The 23,212-nt window shown below is 57.4% G+C and carries 27 protein-coding genes; 13 read left to right on the top strand and 14 right to left on the bottom strand.

All coding sequences use genetic code 11. The annotated features are described in order from the left end of the window. Positions 1–3: 3 nt before the first annotated feature. From AO268_RS18375 to AO268_RS18320, 12 genes are read right to left on the bottom strand one after another with little or no spacing between them, the layout of a single operon-like run. The gene (locus AO268_RS18375) at positions 4–921 is read right to left on the bottom strand and encodes a lytic transglycosylase domain-containing protein (protein ID WP_042857704.1); all 918 of its coding nucleotides are present in this window, start codon (positions 919–921) and stop codon (positions 4–6) included. Then, positions 905–1,939 carry a P-type DNA transfer ATPase VirB11 gene (gene virB11, locus AO268_RS18370; protein WP_028691940.1) on the bottom strand — a complete coding sequence of 345 codons (1,035 nt, stop codon included), beginning with the start codon at positions 1,937–1,939 and terminating at the stop codon, positions 905–907. The genes AO268_RS18375 and virB11 overlap by 17 nt, the downstream gene beginning before the upstream one ends. Positions 1,940–1,948: 9 nt before the next feature. Further along, positions 1,949–3,211 carry a TrbI/VirB10 family protein gene (locus AO268_RS18365; protein WP_028691939.1) on the bottom strand — a complete coding sequence of 421 codons (1,263 nt, stop codon included), beginning with the start codon at positions 3,209–3,211 and terminating at the stop codon, positions 1,949–1,951. A gap of 2 nt (positions 3,212–3,213) precedes the next feature. Continuing rightward, entirely contained in the window at positions 3,214–3,999 is a 786-nt protein-coding gene (locus AO268_RS18360; protein ID WP_047710199.1) for a TrbG/VirB9 family P-type conjugative transfer protein, read from the bottom strand. 27 nt (positions 4,000–4,026) lie between these two features. Further along, complete coding sequence (locus AO268_RS18355) at positions 4,027–4,701, bottom strand: type IV secretion system protein (RefSeq protein ID WP_042857705.1); 675 nt, start codon at positions 4,699–4,701, stop codon at positions 4,027–4,029. Next, a complete protein-coding gene (locus AO268_RS18350; RefSeq protein WP_028691936.1) occupies positions 4,701–5,564 on the bottom strand; it encodes a type IV secretion system protein in 864 nt (287 codons plus the stop codon). Before AO268_RS18350 ends, AO268_RS18355 begins: the two co-directional genes overlap by 1 nt. Continuing rightward, on the bottom strand, positions 5,552–5,944 hold the full coding sequence (locus AO268_RS18345) for a hypothetical protein (protein WP_028691935.1): 393 nt from the start codon (positions 5,942–5,944) through the stop codon (positions 5,552–5,554). The genes AO268_RS18350 and AO268_RS18345 overlap by 13 nt, the downstream gene beginning before the upstream one ends. After that, entirely contained in the window at positions 5,937–6,149 is a 213-nt protein-coding gene (locus tag AO268_RS18340) for a hypothetical protein (protein ID WP_042857706.1), read from the bottom strand. The genes AO268_RS18345 and AO268_RS18340 overlap by 8 nt, the downstream gene beginning before the upstream one ends. A gap of 28 nt (positions 6,150–6,177) precedes the next feature. After that, positions 6,178–6,870: a type IV secretion system protein gene (locus AO268_RS18335; protein ID WP_042857707.1), complete on the bottom strand. Its 693-nt coding sequence runs from the start codon at positions 6,868–6,870 to the stop codon at positions 6,178–6,180. Further along, positions 6,867–9,551, bottom strand: coding sequence for a type VI secretion protein (locus AO268_RS18330; protein WP_050516189.1), 2,685 nt, complete (start codon positions 9,549–9,551; stop codon positions 6,867–6,869). The genes AO268_RS18335 and AO268_RS18330 overlap by 4 nt, the downstream gene beginning before the upstream one ends. After that, the gene (locus AO268_RS33800; RefSeq protein WP_011005967.1) at positions 9,538–9,834 is read right to left on the bottom strand and encodes a VirB3 family type IV secretion system protein; all 297 of its coding nucleotides are present in this window, start codon (positions 9,832–9,834) and stop codon (positions 9,538–9,540) included. Before AO268_RS33800 ends, AO268_RS18330 begins: the two co-directional genes overlap by 14 nt. Positions 9,835–9,842: 8 nt before the next feature. Next, positions 9,843–10,304 carry a TrbC/VirB2 family protein gene (locus AO268_RS18320; protein WP_047710201.1) on the bottom strand — a complete coding sequence of 154 codons (462 nt, stop codon included), beginning with the start codon at positions 10,302–10,304 and terminating at the stop codon, positions 9,843–9,845. Between the two features lie 1,003 nt (positions 10,305–11,307). On the opposite strand from AO268_RS18320, the gene AO268_RS18310 reads away from it, so the two are divergent. From AO268_RS18310 to AO268_RS18260, 11 genes are all read left to right on the top strand, one after another. Beyond that, positions 11,308–12,075, top strand: coding sequence for a ParA family protein (locus AO268_RS18310; RefSeq protein ID WP_028691931.1), 768 nt, complete (start codon positions 11,308–11,310; stop codon positions 12,073–12,075). Positions 12,076–12,085: 10 nt separating this feature from the next. Then, positions 12,086–13,030 (top strand): ParB/RepB/Spo0J family partition protein, encoded by a 945-nt coding sequence (locus AO268_RS18305; RefSeq protein WP_047710203.1) that lies wholly within the window; start codon positions 12,086–12,088, stop codon positions 13,028–13,030. Further along, a complete protein-coding gene (locus tag AO268_RS18300) occupies positions 13,027–13,377 on the top strand; it encodes a TrfB-related DNA-binding protein (protein ID WP_028691929.1) in 351 nt (116 codons plus the stop codon). Before AO268_RS18305 ends, AO268_RS18300 begins: the two co-directional genes overlap by 4 nt. Beyond that, positions 13,374–13,781 carry a hypothetical protein gene (locus AO268_RS18295; RefSeq protein ID WP_042857711.1) on the top strand — a complete coding sequence of 136 codons (408 nt, stop codon included), beginning with the start codon at positions 13,374–13,376 and terminating at the stop codon, positions 13,779–13,781. The genes AO268_RS18300 and AO268_RS18295 overlap by 4 nt, the downstream gene beginning before the upstream one ends. Positions 13,782–14,038: 257 nt before the next feature. Then, entirely contained in the window at positions 14,039–14,674 is a 636-nt protein-coding gene (locus tag AO268_RS18290) for a recombinase family protein (protein ID WP_047710204.1), read from the top strand. Positions 14,675–15,129: 455 nt separating this feature from the next. Continuing rightward, positions 15,130–15,684 carry a helix-turn-helix domain-containing protein gene (locus tag AO268_RS18285; RefSeq protein ID WP_050516190.1) on the top strand — a complete coding sequence of 185 codons (555 nt, stop codon included), beginning with the start codon at positions 15,130–15,132 and terminating at the stop codon, positions 15,682–15,684. A 24-nt stretch (positions 15,685–15,708) separates the two neighbouring features. Beyond that, a complete protein-coding gene (locus tag AO268_RS18280; protein ID WP_047710205.1) occupies positions 15,709–16,371 on the top strand; it encodes a hypothetical protein in 663 nt (220 codons plus the stop codon). Positions 16,372–16,388: 17 nt separating this feature from the next. Beyond that, complete coding sequence (locus AO268_RS18275) at positions 16,389–16,679, top strand: hypothetical protein (protein ID WP_223625427.1); 291 nt, start codon at positions 16,389–16,391, stop codon at positions 16,677–16,679. After that, a complete protein-coding gene (locus AO268_RS18270; RefSeq protein ID WP_042857714.1) occupies positions 16,672–17,217 on the top strand; it encodes a hypothetical protein in 546 nt (181 codons plus the stop codon). The genes AO268_RS18275 and AO268_RS18270 overlap by 8 nt, the downstream gene beginning before the upstream one ends. A gap of 140 nt (positions 17,218–17,357) precedes the next feature. Next, positions 17,358–18,629, top strand: coding sequence for a DUF1173 family protein (locus AO268_RS18265; protein WP_047710225.1), 1,272 nt, complete (start codon positions 17,358–17,360; stop codon positions 18,627–18,629). Between the two features lies 1 nt (position 18,630). Continuing rightward, complete coding sequence (locus AO268_RS18260) at positions 18,631–19,371, top strand: hypothetical protein (protein WP_223625432.1); 741 nt, start codon at positions 18,631–18,633, stop codon at positions 19,369–19,371. Between the two features lie 20 nt (positions 19,372–19,391). Here the strand turns inward: AO268_RS18260 and AO268_RS18255 are convergent, their stop codons facing one another. Then, entirely contained in the window at positions 19,392–20,678 is a 1,287-nt protein-coding gene (locus AO268_RS18255; protein WP_047710206.1) for a Y-family DNA polymerase, read from the bottom strand. Then, complete coding sequence (locus AO268_RS18250) at positions 20,668–21,099, bottom strand: LexA family protein (protein ID WP_042857716.1); 432 nt, start codon at positions 21,097–21,099, stop codon at positions 20,668–20,670. Before AO268_RS18250 ends, AO268_RS18255 begins: the two co-directional genes overlap by 11 nt. Before the next feature lie 138 nt (positions 21,100–21,237). Between AO268_RS18250 and ligD the strand changes: the two genes are divergently transcribed. Together ligD and AO268_RS18240 are read left to right on the top strand one after the other, a co-directional pair. Continuing rightward, the gene (gene ligD / locus AO268_RS18245; RefSeq protein WP_050516192.1) at positions 21,238–22,191 is read left to right on the top strand and encodes a non-homologous end-joining DNA ligase; all 954 of its coding nucleotides are present in this window, start codon (positions 21,238–21,240) and stop codon (positions 22,189–22,191) included. 28 nt (positions 22,192–22,219) lie between these two features. Beyond that, positions 22,220–22,495 carry a hypothetical protein gene (locus AO268_RS18240; protein WP_141562827.1) on the top strand — a complete coding sequence of 92 codons (276 nt, stop codon included), beginning with the start codon at positions 22,220–22,222 and terminating at the stop codon, positions 22,493–22,495. The last annotated feature ends 717 nt before the right edge of the window (positions 22,496–23,212 follow it).

Below are 23,212 nucleotides of genomic sequence, written 5' to 3'. Positions count from 1 at the left end.
AAATCAATTGATGATCTGGACAAATGACGGGGTGGCTTGCTGCTGTTCGGCAACAGGCTGCGCCTCGGCTTGTTCAAAGTGTTGTGGCGCAGGTTGATCGAAGCGCTTGAATTCCCGCTTCGGAATATCAGCCTCGGCATCGGTGTTGAGGTGGACTTGGATCTGCGGCTTGCTGGCCGTCTCAGTCTTCGCGGCAGCAACGGCTTGACCATTGTCGTCAGTGAAGGTCAGCCATGGACCTTCCTGCTGTTCAGAGGCCCTACGAGCGCGCTGCGGCGCTTTTCGGGCAGGGGCGCTAGCTGCAACCACGGAAATCGGCTCAGCGCCTTCTGCACCCTCTACAGCCGGCACAATCGGATCCTCAGCAGTGGGGTTCAGGGCGCGGTGAACCACTTTCTCGACGTAAGACATTTCGCCAGGTCGATCCGGGCGGAAGCCACGCAGCTCGTTGCCGCTGTAGTACATCGAAAAGGCCTTCAACAGCGCCTCTTGCTTGTCGCTACTGGTCGTAAGCGCCTGCTTGTAATACTCCACCAGCAAGTTGCTGATGGCCTGCAAGTTGCGGCATGGCTCGAACACATCCTGATAGCTCAGCCCGCGTGCACGCATGTTGGTGACTAGCAACTGGCCAAGGCCCATGGCATAACGCTTGCCGTCCCGTTCCAACTGCTCGGCAGTGGCGATGGCTTCGCTCAAGGACTGCGGTTGCCGCTGCAGGTGAGTGCCAACCACGCCGATTGCGTAAGGGTTGAAGGTAGACTCGTTGCCGATCAACGCCTTGAGCGTGGACGGGTGAACGGTCGGCGCGCACTTGGCGGCAAGTTCGGAAAACCGGGTCGGCTGTGCATCTTCGGCATGAACCATGGCAGACGCGCAGACACTGGCCAGCAGCGCCAGGGTGAACTTAGGCAGCTTTCGCATAGTGAACCTCCGTGATGATGCGTCGGCCATCGAAGCCGTATTCCCACTGGATAACGACATCGATCAGATGCCGGGAGAACTCGATCAGCTGGTTTTTGCTCATGTCAGCACCGCCACGCGATGCCATTGATGCCAGGCGGTCGAACATGAGATCCGGCGAGTCGGCGTGGATAGAACTCATCGTGCCGCTGTGACCGGTGTTCATCAGTTCAAGGAAGGGGAACGCCTCGCCGCCACGCAGCTCGCCCATAATTGCCCGGTCTGGGGTCAGGCGAAGAATCGATTCCAGGTGATCGAATGGCGTAACACGGGCCTTGCCCTGGCCACCTCGCGAATAGATCAGGTTCACCACGTTCCCGCCCGCTGGGCGCAGTTCGCGGGTGTCCTCAATGGTGATTACTCGCTCGCCATTGTTGCCGTCCACATGCTGCAGCAACTCGTTGAGGAAAGTGGTTTTGCCGGCATTGGTACCGGCAGAAACCATGATGTTCTTGCGCGCCTTGACGATGCCCTTGAAGAACTCTTTCCAGCGCTTGGCCCGATACAGTTCAACCAGGTGATCATCGCTGTACTGGCCATGATCACGTGGCTGGTTGATGAAGTCGAAAGCACCGGAAGCCTCGTATTGATCGAGAGTGATTTGCTTCCGCCCTGGTTTACGGATACAGACGATACCGCCGATGTGCTGCTCAACAGCCGGGGCCAGGACGATCTGGACGCGGTAGTCGCCCCGCTCGTTGTCCGGCACGTTGTCGTCCAGATTGATTGGGATACGCCCCGACAGGATTGGCGTGTAGGCGCTCACTTCCTGGTCAGTGTGGGCGGCAATCAGGCTGGCCAGCGATTTGATCAGGGGAAGCGTTACACCTTGAACCGGAACCGGACGCATGAACCGGCTACTGCGGTAGCCGGCCCATACGTTGTCTGGACCGTTGATAGCGATCTCTGTCACTTCCGGGTCATCCAACATGCCAGCAAGCGGACCCAGTTTTGTGCGAAAGGATGCAATCTCAGACATATCCGGTCCTCAGTTGATGAAGGTAACGCCGCCGCTTTCGGCGCGTTCGGCCTGCTTGGCGAATGCCTTGGTAAAGTCCAGGTCGCGCTGCAGATAAATCACGACACGCGAGCCATGCGGGACAGTCACGGTCGGCTGAATGTTGGCGTAGCGGCCCAAAATGGTCTGTGCCGAATCGGCGGCGGCTTCCTGTACTTCGCTGCGGTAGCGGGACGAGGAATTCTCCTGATCGCTCGACGAAACACCGCTGTTCGAGGCACCGGCGCCGATGATCGATACCGCAGCCGCGACACCGAAAATCTGCGCCCAGTGGTTGTCGACCACGCCACCCTGGCCAGCGGTACCCAACTGGTCGGTACCGGCACTGTTGAGCGGGATTTCCATCGGAGGGCGCCCGTCCAGGCGCGGGATTCGCACAAAGTTCCAGATGGTAAACAAGCGCTCTTGGCCCGGCTTCAAGCTGGCGTTGTAGCTCCCACACACCAAGGAACCCCACGGGAGCATTACCCGGCGCCCTTCGGCGGCGTATACATCCTGTGCAATCGACGCGCAGATTTGACCAGGCAGTTGGCTTTGAGCGCGGGGCTGCAGGGTTGCCTCGATGACAGCCCCCTGCAGCACTTTGTATCCCAGGTTCTCCATCACACGGGCTTCGGTGAACGGCACGCTATCGCTGTAGGTAGACGCGGCGAAAGCATCGTTTGCATTCATCGGGCCTTGTGAAGAACGACCACCGCCACCCAGTAGAGAGCCACCGTTGGCCTGCTGGCCATCGGCGCCCTGCCCTGCCCCTTGGTCAAAACCTTCGTCCTTGGCCGTCGCGAAAATGGCCGAGCGCTGCCGTGCCGCGAGCATTTTCTCCCGCTCCAGTTGGGCCTGCATTTCCAGCTGCTGCCGGCGTCGTTCTTCATCGCTCACGGCGCCTTGCTGCTGCCGGTCAACGACCGAACGTGGCGTATCTGCCGGCGCGCCCGGCTCATTGCTCACCGGCGCGACCTTCGCAGCCTCCCGACGAGGTGGCGGATCCATCACTTTGCGCGGGCTGGCCGCGACCAGTTCTTCTTTTTTCAGCGTGTCTTTATTCTCGGTTTCGTCATCGCCATGGGTAACCATGTACGCGAAGCCACAGGCGACCACTGCGGCTACCGCAATGGCAATACCACTGCGCTTGCTGTTGCCTGCCTTGCCCTTGAGCATCGAGTTGGACTCGTTCCACTCGCGGATCTCTTCGTCACGGGTCTTTTCTTGAGGTTGAGTAGGTTCGGTGGCCATCTTTATGCCCCCCCGCCGTCACGGGCACCATGGGTTACGGTGCGCTTGTAGGGATTGGCCAGGTTTTCAACGCAGACGTAGGCATTACCACTGCGCAAGACGAACATGCTGGCCAGGCGCTTGACGACCATGTACTCACCTTCACGGCGAGCATCGACCATCGCCTCGGTACCATCCGGCAGTACGCGGTAGAACTGCGGCAGATCGGCGCCTTTCTTGATCAGGAACTTGGTGAACTGACCGTCGTCCATCACACCCTGCACGCCGATGGCTTCCTTGTCCCCCGAGTAGCCGTAATTGATGTTCGGCGATGCCGGAGTGCCCGAGCTGGTGACCGGGGTACTGCCAGCAGGGGTTTCCCCCTCGGGGTTGTACGAGGTGATGCGAGCGTTCGGGTAAACGAATCGCACCAGGTACGACTGGCCCGACTTGACCTTGGTGCTGTTCAGCTGGAAGTAGTAGGTACGCTTGGAGGTGATCACCGTCATGTTGGTGTCGGCGTTGTCTTCTACCGGCTTGAGAAACACACGGTTGCGAAATGGCATGCTCTGCCAGGCGATGGTGTCGCCCAGGGCCACGACCTTCACCATTTCATCAGCTTCAAACTCGATGGAAGTCTGGTAGCCATAAGTGCCCACCAACTCATAAACCTGGTTGGGATCGTACGGCACTTGTTTTACGCGATTATCACTGGAAAGCGGCTTCGGCAACTTCGCGGCATGGGTGCTAAATGCGCAAAGAGACAAACTCAAAGCAATAGCAGTCGGCAAAACAAACTGTTTTTTCATGATTAGTTTCCTTGTCAGTTCAGCGAATTACCGGCGGCTCAGTTCTTCGCTCTTGCGATACACAGTGGCCAGCGTGCCAAAAGGGTTCTCCCAACGATCCCCAAGGGCACGGGGTACCAAAGTATGCGCAATCTTGATGGTTGCAAGGTAACGACGTTCTACCGGTTCCTTGTCTCCCCATTTATGCGTAATCGACTTGAACGCAACTTGATATTCATCACCAACTTTGTTCATCAAGTACGGCTGCCCTTCGATCCAATCGTTTTCACCCAGCAGAACATAGGGGTTTTGTGGGTTCTCTGGATTGGTGACTTCCTCATATTCCCTGGCGACTTGCTGCGTCTGGTAGGTATGACAGGTATCCGACAGCTGCTGCTTGCGTTTGGGGTCAAAGGTTTCACAGGCGCGGATCATGTCGAACAGGGTTTTCTCGATAATCGCCTGCTCCTGATCGACGTTATCTTGATCGATAACACGCTGTTTCAGAACCTCGCCGTCAGCTCCCAGTACCGTAACCACTGGAATATAGGTCTTGGAATTCGCCAGGCTTGCCACGGCGAAGCCAAGCCCCAGGATCGCGATAGCCTGCACCCCTTGGAAGAACAGCGAGCGATTGCGCTCTTGTCGGGTCTTGTTGCCTTCGACTTCACGCTTACGACGGGCTTTTTCAGCCTTATCAAATTGCTTGTCTTGTTTGTCCATTATTTACGAACCCCTAAAGTACGCAGTGCCATCAGCACCAGCGATGAACCACCAACAGCCGCGCCCGATGACAATGCTGCTGCCCAACCGCGCACCTGCAGCATGCAAATGATCATGACACCCTCAACAATCACCAACTGGCCCCATTGCTGCGCAGTGATCAGGGCGGCATCTGTAACAGTTGCCGTTGCGGCCACTTCTTTGATTGCATCCCCGAACACGGAATAACCAAAACGGACAACAGCAATCGACAGGATGTAGATCAATGAGAAGTTCAGCATCTTGCTAAACCAGTTCATTGCCCACTGGCGCACCGCATCAAAGAAGATAAAGCCAATCATGATCGGTAGTATCGCCATGACGATTGCTGCACCAAACTTGGCAATCAGCATGTTCAGCACAGCCGCGATAAACAGGATGCAGTTCAGCACAAACAGGCCGGTCCCCATCAAGATCATCGCTGCCTGCCGCCAGCTGACATTCATCAGCGTACTGGCGACCTTGCCAATATCGACGTAAAGCGCATCGAGCATGGAGTTCGTGCTTACGCCGCCGCTCATGATCTTTGACGCGATACTTTCGGTCCAAGCGCCCCAGGCCTGATAAAGAACCGTCCCGCCTGCGGACCAGTTCAGGCAGGTAAACACCAGGGCGGTCAACATGGCCCGCTTGACGATATCCCAGCCTTTGACTGAAACATGGCCGTTGTACATCTGCAGACCCAAAGCGACCCAGTAGCCCACCGCCAGAGTCCATACCAGCGGCTCTACCATGCTGGCCAGGTTGGGGAAGACCTCACTGACAAAGGAAGTGGTTACTTCGTCAGTGGCCCCAACCAGGCCTTGTAACGTCAGCTGCGCCATGGATTCCCGGCCCCGTATACGGTCTTGAAGTGGGAGATCACTTCGGGCGACCGGAAGTCCTCAGCACTCAAGGCAGCTCCGGTTTGGGCCTTGATCTCCTGCGCGGTTTTGTCGATGCAGCCTTTCACCAGACCGCCGTTGTACGACGGGTTTTGCATGTAGATCTCGGCAAAGCAGGTGCCAGGGAACCAGCCTGCTACATCGTCTTTGGTTGCTTTCAGCAAAGGATTGCCGGTTTGCACCTCGACTACCGGCGCCGCTTCGTCCTCCGGCGTAGAGCTGAAATTGATGTTGGTGACATTGACGTAGATGATCGACGCCGCCGCAAAGCCGACCACGCCCACGCAGATGATGTTGGTCAGGGTGAAGAACTTACGCATTGCGGGACTCCTTGTGCTGGATGACAAATGGGGTGAATTCACAGGCGCATGGCGACTTGTCGATGGTGCCGCTGTTGGTTACGCAACCCGAGGCGGCGGACACCAGCACCAGAACCAGCAGAAACTTGCCAAGCTTCCAGGTCAACCAGAGCGGTGCCCATGCCGGGAAGGTGATTACCTTGAGGATCAGCCAGAGCGCTTTCATAGGGTTTCTCCTTTCTCGCACGCGAGAATCAGTTTTCGTCCTTCCAGCGGAAGAACTGTTCGTTCTGTGCCGTAGCCTGGTTTTCCTGGTTGGCCAGGTTCGCTTGCAGGTTCATGTTCAGGGCCTGCAGCTTCGATTGGGCCGAGGTCAACATGCCGTTTTCAGTGGCGATGCGGTTCTGCAGGTCGGCAGCATCCTTGGCGTTGGTCGTCAGGTCCACTTGCTGGGACAGGGTGGCCAAGTTGTTCAGATGGACCTGCACTTCGCTGTAAAGCGCATCACCTGCGGACAGCGCAGCCACAACCGAGTTAGAACTGAGCTGGTAGTCCTTGGCACGATTGCTTTCCGGTGCGGTGAACAGCTCCTGCGGCAAAGTGTTGATCAACTGCTCGTAGTAGCTCTGCTTGCTTCCGTAAGCGCCGCTGTTCTGCCGAGACACCACCTCTTGCCAAGAGCCAGGTACGACCGAGGCCGAGTTAATCGACTCGTTCAGGCCAATCGCGCCGCGACCGTATGCACCCTGCAGGTTGTTCAGGATGTTGCCCTGCGTCTCGTACTGGTCTTTCAGCGTCTGGTACTGCTGTTGCAGCACAGCCAGGTTCTGCGCCAGAGCCGCCCAGGTGCCAGCGTCACCAGTAGGCACACCGGTTGCGGAGGCCTGGCCGGATATAGCCACGGAAACGGCGATTGCCAAGCCGAGTTTCTTGATAGTTGTCATCATCGAACCGCCTTCAAGTTGTGGGTGTTTTTGGCCTTGGCTTCCTGCATGAACACAGGTACCCAGACCGATGGATCGTCGGTGCCAAGGCGCTCGATGATCTGATCCATCAGGGCGACACCAACGTCATTCGAGGACAGGACCGGGATAAAGTCGGACAGGTCCTCATCAGGGTTATCCGACGAGAGATCGAAACAAGCCCGCACCGATTCCCGACCACGACGGATCAAGAATTTGTGTTCCTTCGGGTTGAGCTTGCGTAGCCATTCCCGCTCGGCCACCGTCAGGTTTTCATGGTCTTCATCTTTCACCTGGTCGCTGGCCAGGTAGATCTTGGTGACGGTCTGCTTATCGATGGAGTCCGTTTCGCTGCGGAAATACTTGGCATCCGGCGTCACGAAGATAATCAGCCCGTTCTTACGGCGGATCTGCATGATGAAGTTGTCGATTTTCTTGCGCCAAAACTCGTTCTTGACCAGGTTCTGGCCTTCTTCCAGTACCAGGATGAACGGGCGGCCATTCATGGCCTGCTCGATCCGATGCAGCGGGTAGCTCATCACGACAGGCAGCTCGGGACGGGCTTCACCCCCCTTGAGCAGCTCCATCATTTCAAAGCAGTAGTGCCGCGCTTGCGAGAAGTCGATGGAGTCCTCGGCATTGTCGAACACACCCGCATTAGCGCCGGTAACACCTTTGGCGCCATGCCAGATGGCCATAATGTCGGCCAGTTCGCCCTGGCCGTAGGTCCAGACCACATTACGCAGACGGCGATCAGCAAGCGGCAGACCGTAGTTCTCCTCCACTGCTGCCTTGAACCGGGTAATGTCTTCGGCACTGGTCGGCGTCGAGGCGTAGCACTCGCGCATCTGCACTTGCCAATCGACCAGGTACGCACGGTTCTCCGGCGTATCGGGCAGCTTGAGCGGGTTCCAGCGCATGTTGCTGTGCGGGGAAAGCGTGGTGTGAACGCCGCCCATAGCCTTCATGAACACCTTTGCCCCAAAGCGGTTGTCGAACCAGAACACCAGCGGCTCAGCCTTGTCTGCCTCGGAGATCAGCAGGGTCAGCAGCGTGGTTTTACCCATGCCGGTATCAGCCGCCATGCCTAAATGGCCCGCTACCATGCCTTCCATTTCACGGTGGAAATTGAAGTTGTATTGCGTGTAGCTCTCCGTCTCAAAGGCGGTGATCGCAGGCCCCCACAGGTTGCCATCGCGACGGCCCCGGGCGTAGTTGTGCAAGGATGCAAACCCGGCGAAGTTGCTGGACTTGATCTTGCCGCGTCGACCGATCAGCGCTTCTTTCTGGCCCGGTAGTTGCGACCAGAAGAAGGTTTCCAGAGCGAACCATTCACGCACTGGCTTGACCAGCATTTCAACAAAGCAACCTTCCACCAGCCCAACCGCATGATCCAGGCGCTTGCGGTTGATCTCCCGGTTTGCCTCGGTATTCATTGGCAGCGATGGCACATGCACGAAAATGGTCAGGTGATGCGCACCATTGACCGCATTGCCACGGCGGAGGTCGCTGATACCTTGTTTCAGTTCCTTCTGGTCGTCCTCAGAAATGTTGTGCTTGTCGTCCACGGTCATGCGACGGGTTTCATCCAGCATCCCCTGCTCAGCCTCAATCCGGTTCTGGAAGGTGAACGACTGGGTGATGATGAACTCCACCGGCTGCTGCAGGAACTTGTCGAGCATGCGCGACGGTGTACGGCGCGGCCACTCGCCCATGCTTAGCATCGCGCCGATTTTCGACTCGGTGCTGCCACGGATCTCGCACATGTTGGCCAGGACCCGGAAATTCAGCCGGGCGTATGGCAGCGACTCTCTGATCAGCAGGTCCGACACGGGCACCTTGCGGTTGTCGAGGTTGATCAGGTAGTTGAAGAAACTGCTCAGCTCGCAGAATTCCTCACCCAGGAAGTCATGCACGGCTTCCGCTTCGTAGACTTCGTGATCACCAACCGTTGCCTTGAAGTCATGCCACTGCAGCTGGAAACGCTGCACGGCGTTGAACGCGGTTTCACGATCAATACGGCCCATACGCGGCTCAGGATGACGCTGCACCCGTAGCCGGCGAGTACCGTAGTCAGCCAGGCTACGCAGCACCAGGTTGGAGGCCTTGTAGAGCGAGTCGGCCATCGCATCCAGCGATTCCGCTTCATTCTTGGTGGCCTCGGTACCGGTCATCAGCGCGATAGCCCGATCCATCAGACCAGGCATACCCGCACGAAAACGCCTTCTTACCAACGAAATGTAGATATCGTTGATGTAGAAACCACGGCTCTCGTAGCGCTGGCGAAGACGCTTGTTGAACTGCTGGGAGAACCAGGTACCGCCTACGCCATCAGGAAAGTCGGTCACCTTGCGGCGCACGAACGTGACGTAGACAGTCAGGTCACTGCTTGCGATGGTGCGGAACACAGTGTTGCGCTGCTGCTCGAAGCGCTTGATCTGCTCGGCAGAAAGCGAGTCGAACAAGAGGCCGTCCACTTTGATGACTTGGACCAGCGCTTCCTCGCTGGTGATAACGGTTTCGTCATCGTAGTGGACGTCATACGGCACCATTGCGCTCACCAGCATTTCATCATCATCCAGTGCCGCAGCTTCTGGATGCTGAACACCAAGCGAAAGATCCATATTTCGCGTCAGCTTTTTGAATGCCTTATCAACGAGGCGCATAACTGCGATACCCCCAAAGTTTGCGTAACCGCGATGCCTTCAAGTTACTTGCTGCCTGTAAAACTCCGAATAGATATACGTCTTTACTGCATATCCAATACGAAATGACAAACAAGACTGGGATAAGACCCAACGGGTACAGTGATCGAATCAACAGTGCTAACAGCACAGGTGCTATCAGACTTATAAGAATGCTCGACAATGTGAATGGTCCGACCATTGAAGGCCGGGCCATTGCCAATACGAGCACTTCACCTTCTTCAAGGTCGTCGTACTCGGCCATCGCTTACCTCACTTCAGTGCGGTTTGCGCACCGGTTTTGATGGTATCGACCAGGTTTGGCGAGAAGAACACCAGGAACACGCCGGCAACAGCCCAGCCGAACTGGCCCCACGACATACGGCCCGACTTGGCCTGGAAACCGCAGAACGCAATGGCTGCGATGCCCAGGTAGTAGCCGATATCAAAGATGAGGAAGGACACTACGTCCTTGGCCAGGTTTTTCAGGCCGCTGAAATCCATTGCCGCGTTGGCGATTTCAGGGAGGATTGCGAAGGAGAACAGCGACCCCAACACTGCGATCTTGGTGGCCTTGGCCATCCAGTCATCGCGCATCAATGCCTTGTGCGATGGAGTCTTTTGCGAGAGAACTTGTTTCAGAGTTGCAGTGGCTTTGTCCTTGAGCCAGGTCCGCCAGGTTTGTTTGTCGTTGATACCTACGTTGCGTTGAGTTTTGCGAGCAGAGAGTTGCATACCATTGCCTCTTTGATCATGACGGGGAACCCCCGTACGTTACGGTTATTGCCTTATTAGGATTGTTAGGGCAGGTATCCTTTATGAAGTCGATAGCAGTATCGGCATTCTTAAATAACCGTGTTTTCCCTAACGAGGTTACTACGTTGAAGCGTTGTCCCGTTGAAGGGCTCTCAATGATTAATTCCCATTTCCGACCGTCGCTTTCCTGCCTTTCATTAAGGATTACTCGGTAATCCGGCTGGGCGACGGCGAAAACCGCCAGATCTTTCTTCTCTAGGCTCTGCATCTCTTCCCCTGGGCAGCTCTTGGCCAAATACAGGGGCGATACTGGAGTCCTCTTCGATTTTGTTCTAGATCCCACCTCGCATTTCTTCCCTCTTTCGAGTTTTGATCCATGAAATCCGTGTTTCGTGGTTTAAGATATGCCTTTCATTTCACGAAATCAAGGTTTCACTGTGAGAAATATCGGATCCATCACATTCGGCGACGAACGGCCAAGCCCCTGGCTAACGCCTGGTAAGGGTGTGATTTGAATAGGTCTTTGATTTGAAAAGGAAATATCCATATTTCTGGCATCTGCAATGCACGGACGCCGGCTTCGTGCCGGGTAACAAGGTGTTTCGGGGATGAGACACCTCGCGCAGAAGACAACGAGAAATACGTTTTGCTCAGATTGCCCGACGAACGGTCTAGGACGGGCTTTGGAGGGTGGTCAGGTGGCAGCTGGGAGCCGCCCCGAACTGCCACCCTGGCCAACAGGATCTGTACGCAAGGAAACCATCCCGTACGACACATGTTGACGTGCGCGCAGTGTAGCAACTCCCTTCCCTACCTTTCTCGCATGCGAGAAAGCCACAGCGCTGATCCGTGACCCTTATCAATTTCCCGCATGCGAGAAAATCTAGTAAACCCTTTTTAGGGGTTGACTATGGGGTTTACTGATGCAAGCATGATCCCACGTTCAATCCACTGCTCCACCGGAGATCATAGGAAGGTCACCATGAAACGCACTGCCGTTGCGAACCAAAAGGGTGGCGTTGGCAAAACCACCCTTGAAGCCCACCTGGCCTGCTATGCAGCAGAACAAGGTAAACGTGTGCTTGTACTCGACCTGGACGAAAGCGACCTGTCGCAGTTCTTCCCCCCTATCGAGGATGGCGACGATACGCCCTACCTCATGGCCAGTCAGCTTTTCACTGACGAGCACGCCGGCTTCGTCCCGCGCCAGGTTGCGCCCAACATCTGGCTGATCGAGGCCGACGTAGCGCTGCTGGATGTGGATGATATGGAGCTGGACGTTGTAACCAATCTCGCCAAGGCTCTGGACCGCTTCAATGACGAGTTCGACCTTTGCTTGATCGATACTCCGCCGAACCTGCAGCGCCGCATGATTGCCGCCCTAGCGGCTTCTGACTCAGTTGTCACTCCGTTCAACATCAGCGCATTCACGCTGGCTCGCATGCCGAAGCTGATGGCCACAATTGAAACTGTGCAGGATCAATACAACCCGGGCCTGCGTTTCCTAGGTTTCTTGCCGAACCTCATCAATAGCCGCTCAAGCGAAGAACTGGAGATCTTGCCGAGCCTTCGCGAGGAACACGGCGAGGCCATGTTCAACGAACAAATCACCCACCGCCCCTGCATCAACAAATCTCTGGCAGCCGGCAACCCTGTGTGGCGTAAAGCTCGCAGCGGGAGTCAGCGGGATGCGGGTAAAGAAATGAAACGGGCCTGCGCAGCGGTGCTTAGCAAGGTCTTTGCGGAGTGAGGATTGAATCATGACGGAGAAGAAAAACTCCTTTGGTCGTGCAGTTGCGGCGACGGCCAAAAAGCTTTCCGACTTTCAAAAGCGCCCGGCCAACGAAGGTGCGCTGATTGAAAAGGTCAACCCTGGCGAAATCGAGTGTGTGAAGCAGATCCGTAGCCAAGACAACCCAGGATTCTCTGAGGAATCGCTGCGGGAACTGGCGGACGACATTCTGGTAAACGGCCAGATCGAACCCTGCGTAATACGACTGCACCCAAACCCTGAGTCAGGCTTCAAGTACCTGATGGTTGCCGGTGAACGCCGTTATAGGGCGTGCATCATTGCGGGTGTGCTGGTCGAAGTGACGGTGAAAGACCTCACCGATGCTCAAGCGAAGCGCATTCAGCGGTCCGAAAACGTTCACAGCGAAAACCTCACTCAGCTGGAACTGGCACTTGCCCTGCAGGAAGACAAGGACAGGCTCGGCACCCTGGAGAAGGTCGCTGCTGAATGGTCCAAAGGGATAAACTGGGTGGCTGAACGCCTTTCCTATCTGGTGAACGTCACCAAGGAAGGCGCAGGCCGCGAGGCGGTCGCCCGTGGCATCACTGCGGATATCTCGACGGTCAACGATATCAGCCGCCTCGATAAACTGGACCCGCAAGCTGCTGCGGATCTACTGGAGCGCGCAGAGGGCAATGAAGACCTGAACCTCCGCCAGGAGGTCCGCACCACATTGCGCAACACCAAAGCCCTCCGCGTACATAACGGCGGATCCAAGAAAGGATCCGATAAAGGCGCACCGGCGAACTCGACCCAGCAAACCCTGCTCGATGACCAGTTGGGCAAACTGCGCGAGGCAAACGCTGTGCTGTCAGCACAGGTGGAAACCCTCACCTCGGAAAACACCTACCTCAAGGCCGAGTTGGAGAAAGCCCGTGCGCAGCTGGCCGAGCGATGGAAAGACTCTGAATGACCGCCCGGCATCCTGACCAGGACCTGCGGATCCCCCGAGAGGAATTCGAGCGGATCCGCACCAAGTCGAAAATGCACTCACGCAGCCTCGACGTAGCCTTCGAGATCCTGGTCGAAGGCAAGGGCCTTGTCGCGGTCGCCAATGCGCACGGACTTACCAAGCAGCGCGCCTTGGCCATCCGCGACAAGATCTATTCCAGTTACCTGACACAGACCCCGGAGGGCTGGCGGTGCGCGCAGATCTGCGCACCTGCCGAAATGATTGATCGCTTCGTGCTGGAGGCCGACGCCGAACGGCTTCGGTACTGGCAGACACATTCCATGACCACCAAGGACGTTGAACCATGACCACCCCAACCGATAAGGATCTCGCCCAGCTGCTGCAGCCATTGCAGGAAAGCTTGGCGGGTATCAACCGTTCACTGCGTACGTTGGCCGATACCCGGCTGCTCGAAATCTTCGGCCCTGAGCTGTCAGACCGAAAGAAATGGACTGAGCAGTTGAAGCACGCGCACCAGGAGGATGACCAGGCGCTGTTTGATCTGCGTCAGGCCGGAGAACAGGGCCGATACCCAGGCGGATATGACCAATGGGTCAAAGACTTCGGCGAGGAAGAAGCCAAGAAGCTGGCAGCACCCGTGGTAAGCGCTTTGGAACGTCGAAAAGTTACCTCGGCAGAACTGGCCGAGTTGGAAGCCGCTCAACCTCTCTTGGCGCGGTTGTATCGCGAATTCAGCAAACTGCAAGGCTGATCCAGGTCCCTGGAGTGACGAATGGACCGGTCCCTAAAGTGACGAATTGACTGACATTGCGCCCACGGGCTAGGCGGCTGGCCAGGCGCCCAACCCTCGCATTCGTCACTTCGGGGACCGGGAAACTATATCGTCACAAATGGGTATACCCCATATGATACAGGGATGCCCTGCCCTGCCCCTTCGGCTCGGAAACAAAAAATACACCCATTCTGATACACTGATTTGAGTACACCCATACTGATACGGTATTCCCAATGTTCATCCGCGCTTACCTACGAGCTTCGACCGATGATCAGGACGCTAGCCGCGCCCGTGATCAGCTGGAAGCATTCGTCGCCGGCTTCGGCCTCGCCATTGCGGCCAGTTACATGGAGAACGCCAGCGGCTCCCATGCCAACCGGCCAGAACTCATCCGCTTGCTGAAAGACGCCAAGCGAGGCGATGTGTTGCTGGTGGAGAGCATTGATCGACTATCGCGCATGGGTGATCAGGATTGGCGGGAACTCAGGGCCGCGATTGACCAGCGCGGTCTGCGTATCGTCGCTATCGACCTCCCTACCAGTCACCAGGGCATGACCCTGCCCACCAACGATGAATTCACAGACAGGATGCTGTCGGCTATCAACTACATGATGATCGACATGATGGCGGCAATTGCCCGCAAGGATTATCAGCAGCGGCGGGAGCGGCAGAGTCAGGGCATCGTCAAAGCGAAAGCAGCTGGTGTGTACAAGGGCAGACCAGTGAACGAGGACCTGCGCAAGCGGGTGCGTGAGCTACTGGGCGCGAACCTCGGGATTCGCGCTACTGCCAGGCACGCGAACTGTTCAACCACCACCGTGATGCGTATTCGTGATGAGCTGTCAGTCGAGCCGGGCGGGAATGGGTGACTAGCGCAGGCGCAGCCGGAGTCTGTCAGCCATTCACGACTGGCCGCCGCCGGCAGGCGACTTTGAGGCCCTAACAGCCAAAGCAAATGCAGCTGGGGTTAGGAGATCATAAGAACGACGACTTGCCGGGCCTTGTAATTCGCGGCCTGCAGGGCAGCACCTCGCTCATACTATGCACGAACCTCCGATCATGATCTGTGAGCGACCATCGCTCACTATCTATGACCTACCCCTAGCTCATCATCCGTGAGCTAGGTTAGCTCACAGTATGAGCTACCCCCCTCGATGAGCTACCCCTAGCTCATGTGTGAGAGATATCTCACAAGATTTGGAAGATAACGTGCAAGGATGAGCTACCCATCGCTCACCAGATGAGCTAGGGTATGCGTGACTCATGAACGATATCTAACAAATCTGGAAGATATCGATCACGTAACGACACCGTAGGAGGCTTAATGGCCAGTGACAATAACGAGATCCGCGCCTATGCGCAGCCGGCCCAGCGCGGTACTTGGGTACAGACTGAACGCGCTGGCCATGAAGCGTGGGCTGCGTTGACAGCACAAGCGCCCCGCGCTGCTCAACTGATGCACATCCTCGTGCAACACATGGACAAGCAAGGTGCGCTGATCATCAGTCAGGCCACTCTGGCCAAGCTGATGGAAACGTCTGTCGCTACCACCAAACGAGCCATTGCCATTCTGACCAAGCATAACTGGATACAGACCATCAGCGTCGGTGGCCAACGTGGCGGGACGCTCGCTTATGTAGTGAACAGCCGAATTGCATGGGCGGATAAAAGGGACAACCTGCAGTTCGCCCTGTTTAACGCTCGGGTACTGGTATCGACCGAGGACCAGGCCGATTTGGGCGATGCCAAGCTCAAGCAGCTGCCGACAATGGAAGACGGCGACATTCAGCTACCTGCAGGGCCAGGTATGGATCCACCCGCGCAGGAATCACTGGAAGGAATGTTGCCGGATATGCCTTCTATCCCCCACGGCAACTGACGCCAGAAACGCCAAGGAGGGACTATGTGGAAAATCACATTCAGCAAAGAGGACCTAGGAATCGGTCAATTCGGCGGCAGCGTACGGATGAACGATCCTGCGTTGTGGCCGGTATTGCCGGACACTAAGGTTCCTCTGACCCCGCTCTGTACGATCACCGAGGCCTTATTGCCAGTTAGTTTCCTGCCGCCTGGCATGGCCATGACGGTGTTCATTGCGCCGAACCGTAAGGCCAACGGTTTCAACCTGTCGACCATGCGGCGATACACGGTGCATCAGCAATCAGAGCTGCAAGCTGCACGGGATAGCGGGTATGCGAGGGTGATTCTCCACACCCTCACCGATCATGAGCTGTCGCCACCCGACTCGGCCTTCATTCTCGACCGTGCATTCATCCGCAAGGAGGAATTCACCGAGGCAGAGGAAGATGCCGAGCTGGAGGACGATGATTTCGGTCTGGAAATCAGCAAGGTGTCAGGCCGACCTGCTTTTCTGCAGGACCCGATTTATGAACCCAGCTCCCGCTACATGTGGCTGCTACAGCTAAACGCCTCAGAGCTGGAGGACATAGGGCCTCGGTACGAAGGCATCTTTGAGGATGGCATTGGCCACCTCATTCTTGATCAGCAGGCCCGTAAGGCACCGCAAGGCGCCGATGCGGGTTATTTCTTCATTCAATTCACCTAACACGCAAGGAAAGCCCGATGCCGAAGCCAACCACCATGAGCTTTGAACAGCAAGAGCTGCACGCCAAGGCCCAGTGCCACGACTGGAACACCACCTACAAGCATGGTGCCCTGGTCAGCTACGCCGAAATTTACGGGCAGGGTGAAACACATCGCGCCGAAACAAGGGGCAATGCGTGGGTGATGTGTGGCCAGGCCGTCATCTTCGTGGATGGTTTGTCAGGCGCTGTGTCGCTTGACCACTGCACCGTTGTCGCCGCTCTCGATGCGGCGCAGAAGTCAGCAACCGAGGAAACCGAAAATGTCTGATGAACGCTATGCGCGCCTGCAGCAGGCTCTTATCGAATCGGCCAAGCAACACCTGGTGGAATTGACCGGGGCTTTGGCATTGCCCAGTGGGGCAGACCGCAATGAAGGGATTTCTTCGGCCTGGTGGCAACTGACCGGACTGACCCAGCTGGTTCACTTTGACAGTGGCTTGGATGAGGCGACCAAGCAGGAGCTGGTGGCCATCGACCAGCTGGCCATCCAGGCCACAACCAAACCTGCAAACAAGGCATTGATGGCCAGCGAAGCAGACGCCGATATTGCGGCCGCATTGGCTGATCCAACCACTTCTTACTGGCTCAAACACAGCCTGCAGCAAGCGCTGCCGCGTGATCCAGTGGATGCGGTCAATGATGCGGAATGGCTTTTTGAGTTGCTGAATAAACGCTGCGTGGAGCAGCTGCAGCACGAAGCGCCACCGTCGATGGAAATGGAATTTCGCAGTGCTAACGGCACTACCACTCAGATCGATATTTCCCAGGTTGCGCCAGTCATCGAGCTGGGCGGCTTCAAAGCCTGAATGGCCGAGCGGCCATAAAAGACGAAACCCGCAGCACGGCAATGCTTGCGGGTTTCTAGGTTTTTGCGAAGGAGCAAAAATCCACGCGCTTATTGTACATCGAGCGCTGGAGATTTCACAGCGACACGGAGGAAGCAGCGATGGCCGATCAACGTTACCCGGTAAGCATCGGACAAGGCGAGAATGCCAAGCAGTATTCCGAGGCCTACCAGACCCAGCCAGGCTATGCGGTGCAGTGGAAAGGCATACTGCAGAAAGCACACGGCCAGGCCCTGGTGCGTTGCTTGTGCCCAGGCAAAGGCACTCGACGCTTGGCCGTACGGCACAGATCCGAACAGGATTCGTTTCACCTGTCCCGCTATCCGCACACCGGCGCCGAGCATGCGCTTGATTGCCTGTACTACTCGCCTGATCCCGACAAATCGGGATTAGGTGCCTACAGCAAGGGCGTGGTCGAAGAAACCAAGGATGGCGACCTCAAGATCAAGCTCACCCTTTCGCTTCGCAAGAAGGATCCGGCAGAAAACCAGCCGATGGAGGGTACTTCCCCTGCCCCATCGAGCAGCAAGCCTTCCAAACCGGCGATGACCTTGTGTGGCTTGCTCCACTTGCTCTGGAGCGAAGCAGGCCTCAACCAGTGGGTACCAGGTATGGCGGGCAAGCGCGGACTCGGCCTGATTCACAGCCGTCTGCAGCACGCTGCAGACCGCATGCTCGCTTCGCGCATGCGCATTGGTGACGCTCTGCTCATTGCTACGAGTTCGGCTGGCCTGCAGGCCGACGCCAACAGTCAAAAGGTGGCCAGCGCGATCAGAAACAAACGCCGCCTAATCGTCGTCGCCCCCTTGGCGGCGCACTCCGAAGAACGCGAACACGCAATGAGCGGCTATCTCGCCATCGCTGGCTTCCACGGAGTACCGCGGCTGCTCATGGACGAAGAACTATGGCAGAGGACCGCCAGGAGCTACGCCGCCGCGCTGCGTGGATGGCGCGAAGGACGCCGAGTGATTGCCATTGTCCAGACAGATCAACCCACAGTGCCCAGCAAAGCCCAAGCGCTCAATGTGGCCCTGATGGTTGTCAGTGACGAGTGGATACCCGTTGAGTCGGGTTATGAGGCGGTGATCGAGGCGTTGCTCCGCGATCAGGGGCGCAGATTCATCAAGCCGATGCGTTTTGATGCGGATCAGGAACAGGTGTTTCCCGATTTCTGGCTGATGGACGTAGGCGCCGGCAGGGAGCTACCGATGGAAGTTTACGGGCGTCAGGATCCGAAGTACCTGGCCCGCAAGGAAGTGAAGTGCGCCTACTACACGCGGCACTACGGGCCAACCGGATGGTGGTCGTGGGACGCCAGTGCGGACCCGCGAGGCTTGAGCATTCCCGCATTCCCCCCGGCTCGGCACCCCTAAGATGACCACCATTGACTGGGCGCTGTACGACTGCAAGTTGGGCCAGATCAAGGACGTTGAACTGGCCCGGTTGATCGGCTCGACCCCGCACCGCGTGCGCCGTCGCCGTGAGCAACTGGGGATTCCTCCATGGTCTGTCGGCAAAAAAATCGAACCCTTCAAAGATCTCTTAGGCTTTGTCGCAGACAGCTCGATAGCTGCCCGCTGCGGCGTGGACGCCAAAAGCGTCAAGGCCTACCGCGAGTCGTTGGGCATCTTGCCCTTTTTCCGGCCCGCGCCACGCAAGCAGGTGCTGCCCATCGGGCACGATCTGAGGCCCTATAAGCCGCTGTTTGGCTACGTCAGTGACCAGGAGATCGCCCAGCTCGCCGGCGTTGATTTGGACCTGGTGCAGGACGTACGTGAGGGGCTTGGCTTTGAACCCATCCCGCCGTTGCTAGGCAGTGCAACACCAGATCCAGTACCAGACTTTCACGGCCCGTTGCTGGGTTACGAATCATTGTTTGCGACCATGACGCCGACAGAGATCAGCCGGAAAACCGGCGTACCGTACCCTGTGATAATGCAGCGCTGCGCCTTCTTGGGCATTCAGCCCTACAAGCGTGTTTCGGTAGCGTCCCGCTACGATCACTTGCTGGGCAAGGTGCCTGATGCGCTGGTGGCGAAGCTGGCAGGCGTTTCGCGAGCCAGCATCGGCGCCCGGCGCAAGCGATTGTCGGCCCAGGCTAAAGCCGAGCTTTAGCTAATTCTCGCACGCGAGAATTACCGACACTGCACCGTCCACAACTGATCCCAGCTGGTCATGTAACTAGGGCTAAGCAGGGCACGACGCATGCCCCAGTCAGGCGTCAGTGGGACCGCTGCAGTACGCAAGCAGTCATGCCCCCATCGGCGGTTGATCTTGTCCATCGTTGCCATGAGCGCATCCGAGCGCTCCGGCTGGCTTGGGCTGAAAAGATCCTGCGTGTACTCTCCCCGCTTGCGCAGGTCCATCAGCAGCACCTCGGCCTTGCTATACGCAAAGCCAGGCCGGTAGATCTCTGCTGCCGCCTGCAGTGCAGATTTCGTCAGCTGCCGCACATCATCGGTTGGGAAAGCCGGAATGCACGTCGCTGCGTTCGCGTACTTGGGTCCGTCGCCATGAAACGAAGTCTGGATGCCAATGCGTAGAGCGCCGCATAGCGAACGCTGCATGCGCAGCTTTTCAGCGGCACGGTGAATGTAGGTCGCCAGTGCTTCCTGAAGCTCTCTGAGCGTGTGAACCCGCTTTCCAAACATCTTGCTGGAACAGATCGATTGCTTGGCCGGCGCGGTCTGTTCCAGGTCCATGCACGACTCGCCTGCCAGCTCACGAATGGTCCGCTCCAGTACGACACTGTATTTGCGACCCATGGCCCGCGCATCCGCTTGCGATAGTTCCCAAGCGGTGCTGATCCCGTCGCTGGCCAGGTTGTCGCGCATACGGCGCCCGATACCCCAAACCTCATCAACCGGCATTCGCCGGAGCAGCCATTCGACCGCCTCTGGTTTGCGCAGATCCACTACCCCGCCAGTCTTCTCACGCCACACTTTTGAGGCGTGCTGCGCGGCCTTGGCCAAAGTTTTCGTATGCCCAATGCCCACACCCACTGGCAGCGCCGTCCATTGCAGGACGCGGGCTTGAATGGCCCGGCCTACATCAATGATCGGCTCGGGAAGGCCATCTAGCCTGCAGAACAGTTCGTCAATGGAATAACGCTCCCAATCGGGTACCAGGGAGGCGATGGCTACGCCAACGCGGTAACTCAATTCGCCATAGAGCGTGTAATTGGAGCTGAACACCGCGACACCATTCTGTTCGAGGAAACCGCGTACCTTGAAATAGGGATCGCCCATCTTCAAGCCGAGGGCTTTAGCCTCGTTCGTACGGGCCACGATGCAGCCGTCCGAATTGCTTAAAACGACGACCGGGCGCTGCCGCAGCTCCGGTCTAAAAATGCGCTCGCAGCTGCAGTAAAACGAGTTGACGTCTACCAGGGCGAAGATAGGTCGGGAGCTGTCAGCAGACATGCTTGGTCAGGTCCCAGGTAACAACCCCGAACACATCAATCGAGCCGTACTGATCGGGGGTGATGGTTTTATAGTCCGGGTGGGCCGATTCCAACAGCCAACGATCATCGGGGGCCTTGGCCAGCCGTTTCACAAGCGGTTGGTTATCCACGTAGGCCAGAACGATCTGGCCGGTTCTAGCAGTGATCGATCGGTCTACGATCAGCACCCCGCCGTCGTAGATTCCCGCGTCACGCATGCTTTCGCCCTGGACACGCACAATCCAAACATGCGGCGCCCGAATATTCAGCAACTCATCCAAGGAAATCGGCGGCTCATAGTAATCAGCTGCAGGGCTGGGAAAGCCGCCTGCAGCTGTTCCGGCGAGTACCGAAATGAGCTGGCTTGAGTCTCGAAGGGGCTGAATAGATACAACGTTCATGGGGCACCGAATTGATACTGTTTGCATATACAGTAATGCAGGCCGTACGGCGCGGCTAGAGCCGCCTGGACAAAAGGCGGATCTTTCCGTCTGCAGGAGAATCCACACCATATCGAGTGCCATTGAGGCGCAGGTGTCATGGCTACCAAGAAAAGTGCGGTCCCTGCTCGCATCCAGCCGCAGCTGGTGGCCTTGGTGACACGGCCACCAGCCGGCGACTGGGCTTACGAAATCAAGTTCGATGGCTACCGCATGTTTGCCCGCATCGATGCCGGCGTGGCTCTGTTCACTAAAAACGGTTACGACTGGACGAAGCGGATGCCGCGTCTTGCCCAGGACCTGCAGTCACTTCCCATCCGTGGCGCTTGGTTAGATGGTGAAGTGGTCGTGCAAGACGACGACGACCGACCAGCGTTCCAGTCCCTGCAGGAAGCCTTTGCCATCGGCGACACCGACCGCTTGATCTACTTCGCCTTCGACCTCTTGTTCATCGACGGCGTGGACCTCAGACCCCGGCCTGTCGAGCAGCGCCGCAACCTGCTACGGGTATTGCTGGAACAGGTCGACCTTGACCAGGTGCGGTTCTCAGAAACCCTCGAAGCGGATCCGGCGCATTTGCTGGCCAGCGCTTGCGCGCTCGGTATCGAGGGCATAGTAGGCAAGCGGTTGGGCAGTACCTACGCCGGAGAGCGGGATGGCTCATGGATCAAGCTCAAATGCGTGCAGCGGCAAGAGTTCGTGATCTTGGGCTACACCCGGAGCTCTGCCGGCATCGGCTCGCTGCTGATCGGTCTGCATGATGACGCTGGCCAGCTGCAGTACGCTGGTCGTGTCAGGTCGGGATTCACCGGACGCGAGCTGGACAGGCTCAAAAATCGGCTCGGCCCATTGGTACGGAGAACGTCGGCTTTACGTACGCCGCCCAAGCTGCAGGGCGGCGTCGTGGTATGGGTAGAGCCTCAGCTTGTGTGCGAGGTGAAGTTTGCCGAGTTGACCCCAGCCGGCAAAGTTCGCCACGCCGTGTACATCGCTCTGAGGGACGATAAGCCGGCATCGGCCATCAGTCTGGAGAGCGACACCGACCCTGTGTAACCAGGCGAAGATGCGCCGGGAGGCGATTGTGTATGAGGTTCATATCGACGCCGAGGCCTGTGTTATCCAGTGTGAAATCACGGATGTGATCGAGGCCGATCCTAACCCAGGCTTATGGTCCAGCGACTGGGACGCACAGGGATATCGCGAGCTGGAATTCAGGGTGCTTTCTGGTGTGGCGTACGACGCAGATGGTCACCCCAGCGATCTAGGCCGCAACGGCTGCGCCGAGGTGGCCGACCGTTACGCGGAGTTCATCGAGGACGATTTATGGCACCAGCTGGACAACGAGCGAGGCGAATAGCGGGCAAAAGAAAACCCGCGTTGGCCGAGGCCTCAGCGGGCTTTCTCCGTCAGTCAGGTATTAGCCGTTCCAACTATCGCGAATCGCCTCTACCAGGAGCTTTGCGAGCACCTGAATAGAGAGATTCTTTAGGAAATTTTTCATCTCCAAAGACCTCGATTGGGGCCTCTGTCCCTATCAATGCTTTTCCGGAACACATGGCACTGACAAGAGCATTGTCAGATGATCTTTGCGAGACGCGGGCGGGGCTGGTGTTAACCGGGGATCAAATCCGCGCGGGTTCCTACGCCCGCGTCCCTGGCAGTGAATCTTTAGACGGGAAGCACCCCACCCGGCTCGCACGTCACAACTGACTGCTGGCGATCTTACCGGCTCCGCTGTCGCTGTGCCATCACAAAACGGGTTGGCGAGCATTTCTATGGGCAAAAAAAAACCGCCGTAGGAGGGCGGTTTTTTCGGCATCGCGGTTAGGAGCCGCTTTGCCAGGTCTCGCAAAGATCATCTGACTGGGTTCATGGTTGCAAAAGTTGACACGTATGGCAACTCTTTTTTGAGTAATTCCCCAGTAAACGCTAGGGGAAACGAGGCAGCGCGCTATGGGCGTGCCCCCATTCGGGGGGCGGCTGTCGTGAACCAAGCCCCGGCCAAAAGCACGCCGGGTCTTGGCCCTTCGGGCTTCCATCCTCACGCCTCCGGCCTACGGCCTGCGCGCTCCGC

Source organism: Pseudomonas sp. ICMP 8385, assembly GCF_002699915.1.
GTDB lineage: Bacteria > Pseudomonadota > Gammaproteobacteria > Pseudomonadales > Pseudomonadaceae > Aquipseudomonas > Aquipseudomonas gessardii.
This window is presented reverse-complemented; position numbering and strand designations above follow the sequence as displayed.